This window comes from Hydrocoleum sp. CS-953, from assembly GCF_002260545.1.
GTDB lineage: Bacteria > Cyanobacteriota > Cyanobacteriia > Cyanobacteriales > Microcoleaceae > Trichodesmium.
On record NZ_LGSU01000616.1, the window covers coordinates 1 to 3,876 of the forward strand.

Consider the following 3,876-nt stretch of genomic DNA (forward strand, 5'->3'; position numbering starts at 1 on the left):
CAATATGGAAATAACAACTATTTTGCTATTAATAACTTTGTTTAATAATGAGATTTATCTGTCATTATTTTCGTTTTAACCAAATCCTTCTATTACAGAAGAGGTAATTAGGGTTTGCTGAAAAAGTATAGCAATGAGCGCTGGTATATTTACAAATTGTAGTAGGGGCCAAGCAGATCAAAGTCTTATACTATCGGCAATTTATTCCCCCTGTTGCCTGTTCCCTGTTGCCTGTTCCCTGCGCACAGCGCTATATTTTTAAGGAGTAGGGCATAAATTTTTTTGCCCTACTTTTGCCAAAAATGCTAACTTTTTAAGCGTTTTATACTCTTTACCAAAAAAAAGAGGTATAAAGCCTCCCCTTTTAAGGGGATGAAAAGATAAAATTTCATTATTTCAAGCCTCTAGGTTCAGCCAGAGGTTACTGATAACTGATAACTGAAATGACCTGGTACTTTTTTCGATTCCAAAAAGGTACTTACCTTTATCTGTCAATACTTTTAAATTTAATCAGCAAGACCTAATTGTTAATTATTAATTATTAATTATTAATTATTGAAATCTACCTAATTTAGTCAGCTTTAATTGTGGTATTGCCACTGACTTTCCAAGAACGCTCAGGACGGTTATTCCTATTTTCCTTTTCGTCAGAATTAACATCTATATCAGCATCAATACCCAAAGTCCGGCGAATTTTTCGACTTATTAGCAACGGACATTTATTGATATTTTTGTCACTGTCGAGAATAAGTAATGTACTTTTTTCAGAACCATCAACATCAACTGTTAATTTAACTTCTGTACCGACAGGTAGTTTAAGTTGTTGAAATTCTGAGGAACGTAAAAATATTCTTTCACCTTCAAGTTGTAAATATTCTTTGTATGGCTTACAAACAATTCCATTAAAGGTAATAGAGTTTGGCTTATCAAGGATGAAATATTTGTGAAAGGAGAAAGCTAAAAATAGTGTACCTAATAATAGAAAAAGAGATTTTTGCAAAACGTTTATAGGTTTTCCGAGGAATGCTTCAACTCCGCCAATATTAACTTTAGTAATAGGCAAAAGCCCTAGTAGAAAGAAAATCAAACCAATTACAACTGGTAAATTAAGAATATTATTCATGGAATAAAAACTCCTAAATTTAGTGAAATAAAAATACTCAACCTATCTAAATTAGACCTCTAAGCTTCTATTGAGGATCTACATCTTGAAATTTTGGAGTTACGGAATTTAAGCTTAAGGAATTATATTTTCTCTGATTACCTCATCTGGGAATGACAAAATTTTACTAGAATAAATCGGAGAAAAAATTTTCCTTACTCCTAGATAAAGAGAAAAGTTTCTGACTGAAATAGCAGAGTTATAGTGGAGCGCTCGCTGTTTTGCTCCGACTGATACTTGACTGAGTATTTTCCGGATAATTTTGAGAAGACAGTCTTAAATATCTAGGCAAAAAAAGAATTATATTTTCTCTGATTACCTCATTTGGGAATGGCAGAATTTTCCCAAAATAAATCGGAGTAAAAATTTGCCTTACTTCTAGATAAACAGAAAAGTTTCTGACTGAAATAGTAGAGTTAGACTTGAGCGCTCGCCATGTTGCTCCAAAATATCTAGGCAAAAAAAGAATTAGATTTTCTCTGATTACCCCATCTGAGAATGACAGAATTTTGCCCGAAGAAATCGGAGTAAAAATTTGCCTTACTCCGAGAGAAAGAGAAAAATTTCTGACTGAAATAGGAAAGTTATAGTGGAGGGGTCGCCACGTTGCTCCGACTAAGTACCTAATCAGANAGAAAAATTTCTGACTGAAATAGGAAAGTTATAGTGGAGGGGTCGCCACGTTGCTCCGACTAAGTACCTAATCAGACAACCTTAAATATTCAGGCAAAAAAAGAATTAGATTTTCTCCCATCAGCAAATCTGGGAATGACAGAATTTTCCCAGAATAAATCGGAGTGAAAATTTGCCTCGCTCCGAGAGAAAGAGAAAAATTTATGACTGAAATAGGAAAGTTATAGTGGAGGGAGCGCCGTGTTGCTCCGACTAAGTACCTAATCAGACAATCTTAAATATTCAGGCAAAAAAAGAATTAGATTTTCTCCCATCAGCAAATCTGGGAATGACAGAATTTTCCCAGAATAAATCGGAGGAAAAATTTGTCTCGCTCCGAGAGAAAGAGAAAAATTTATGACTGAAATAGGAAAGTTATAGTGGAGGGGTCGCCACGTTGCTCCTACTAAGTACCTAATCAGACAACCTTAAATATCTAGGTAAAAAAAGAATTAGATTTTCTCTGATTACCCCATCTGAGAATGACAGAATTTTGCCCGAAGAAATCGAAGTGAAAATTTGTCTCGCTCCGAGAGAAAGAGAAAAATTTCTGACTGAAATAGGAAAGTNCAGAATTTTGCCCGAAGAAATCGAAGTGAAAATTTGTCTCGCTCCGAGAGAAAGAGAAAAATTTCTGACTGAAATAGGAAAGTTATAGTTGAGCGCTCGCTGTTTTTATCCGACTAATACCTTCACGAATATTTTCAATGGAATTTGCGTAAGATAATCTTAAATATCCATCTCCAAATTTTCCATAGGCAGTTCCGGGTAATAAAGCGACTCCAGCTTCAGCTAATAAATAATCTGCCAGTTTTTCACAACTTATCGGCAGTTGCTTCACATTGGGGAAAGCATAAAAAGCACCTGCTGGTTTTCGACAGTTAATACCTGGAATAGAATTTAAACCTTCGACAATAACATCACGTCTTTGTTTAAATTCGTCGAACATTTCTTTGACAAATTCCTGAGAATTTTTGATGGCTTCTATGCCAGCTATTTGAGTAAATGAACAAGCACAGGAATTAGAATTTAACATCAACTGGTCTAATTTTTCTGCTATTGCTTTGGGAGAAACAGAATAACCTAAACGCCAACCAGTCATGGCATAGGTTTTTGAATGCCCATCTAATAAAATTGTGCGTTCTTTCATACCAGGAAAACTGATAATGCTGGTAAATTTTGAATCGTAGATTAAGTGGGAGTAAATTTCGTCAGAGAGGATATAAAAGTTATGTTTAACTGCTAGTTTAGCTATAGCTTCTAAATATTCGGGAGTTAATACACTGCCAGTTGGATTATGGGGAGAATTTAGAATTAGTAATTTTGTCTTCTCAGAAATAGAATTAGCTAAATTATCGATACTAAATTGAAAGTCTAATTCCTCCAATAAAGGTAATGGAATTGGTCTACCTCCCACTAAATTAATGACTGATTCATAAACAGGAAATCCAGGGTTTGGATAAATTACTTCATCTCCAGGATTTATTAATGCTAAAAGAGTGAAAAATATGACTGGTTTTGCACCTGGCATTACCACAACTTCATTAGGATTAACTGATATATTTCGAGTTTGAGAAATGTGTTCTGCGATTACTTCTCTTAACTCTAATAAACCTGATGCTGGAGTATAAGTTGTATAGCCATTATTCATAGCTTCAAAAGCAACTTCCCGAATATTTTGAGGAGTCTTAAAATCAGGTTGACCTATTTCTAAATGGATAATATTTCGACCTTGAGATTCTAACTGTTTTGCCTTAGTAAAAACTTCAATTGCAGCATCGCCGCCTAAGCCATTCATTCTAGTTGCAAAGTTCATAGTTAAATAAGATGATATTTTCTAGATAATTTTACTACAGTAGTATGGATAAATTACGATGACTATCAAAGCTTATGAGTAGAGTTGGCAAATATAATCTGATTTACTATTAATATAGGATTTTTTAGTAAGCCTGAGATACAATTGAAGCTCAGAATAAGTTATATTATCCCGCTCTAATGATAATTTGTGAAAAATCAGACCAATAAACAACTAATTATAAAAG

At 34.0% G+C, this 3,876-nt stretch carries 2 protein-coding genes; both read right to left on the minus strand.

Features of this window, described 5'->3' with window-relative positions; genetic code table 11:
- Positions 1 to 571: 571 nt before the first annotated feature.
- Complete coding sequence (locus AFK68_RS06835; protein WP_094672112.1) at positions 572 to 1,123, minus strand: hypothetical protein; 552 nt, start codon at positions 1,121 to 1,123, stop codon at positions 572 to 574.
- 1,363 nt (positions 1,124 to 2,486) lie between these two features.
- Entirely contained in the window at positions 2,487 to 3,650 is a 1,164-nt protein-coding gene (locus AFK68_RS06840; protein ID WP_094672113.1) for a pyridoxal phosphate-dependent aminotransferase, read from the minus strand.
- Positions 3,651 to 3,876 lie beyond the last annotated feature (226 nt).

Excerpts from the sequence above, each read along its gene's own strand:
- AFK68_RS06840 (WP_094672113.1), bottom strand. The coding sequence starts at position 3,650 with ATGAACTTTGCAACTAGAATGAATGGCTTAGGCGGCGATGCTGCAATT.
- AFK68_RS06835 (WP_094672112.1), bottom strand. The coding sequence starts at position 1,123 with ATGAATAATATTCTTAATTTACCAGTTGTAATTGGTTTGATTTTCTTT.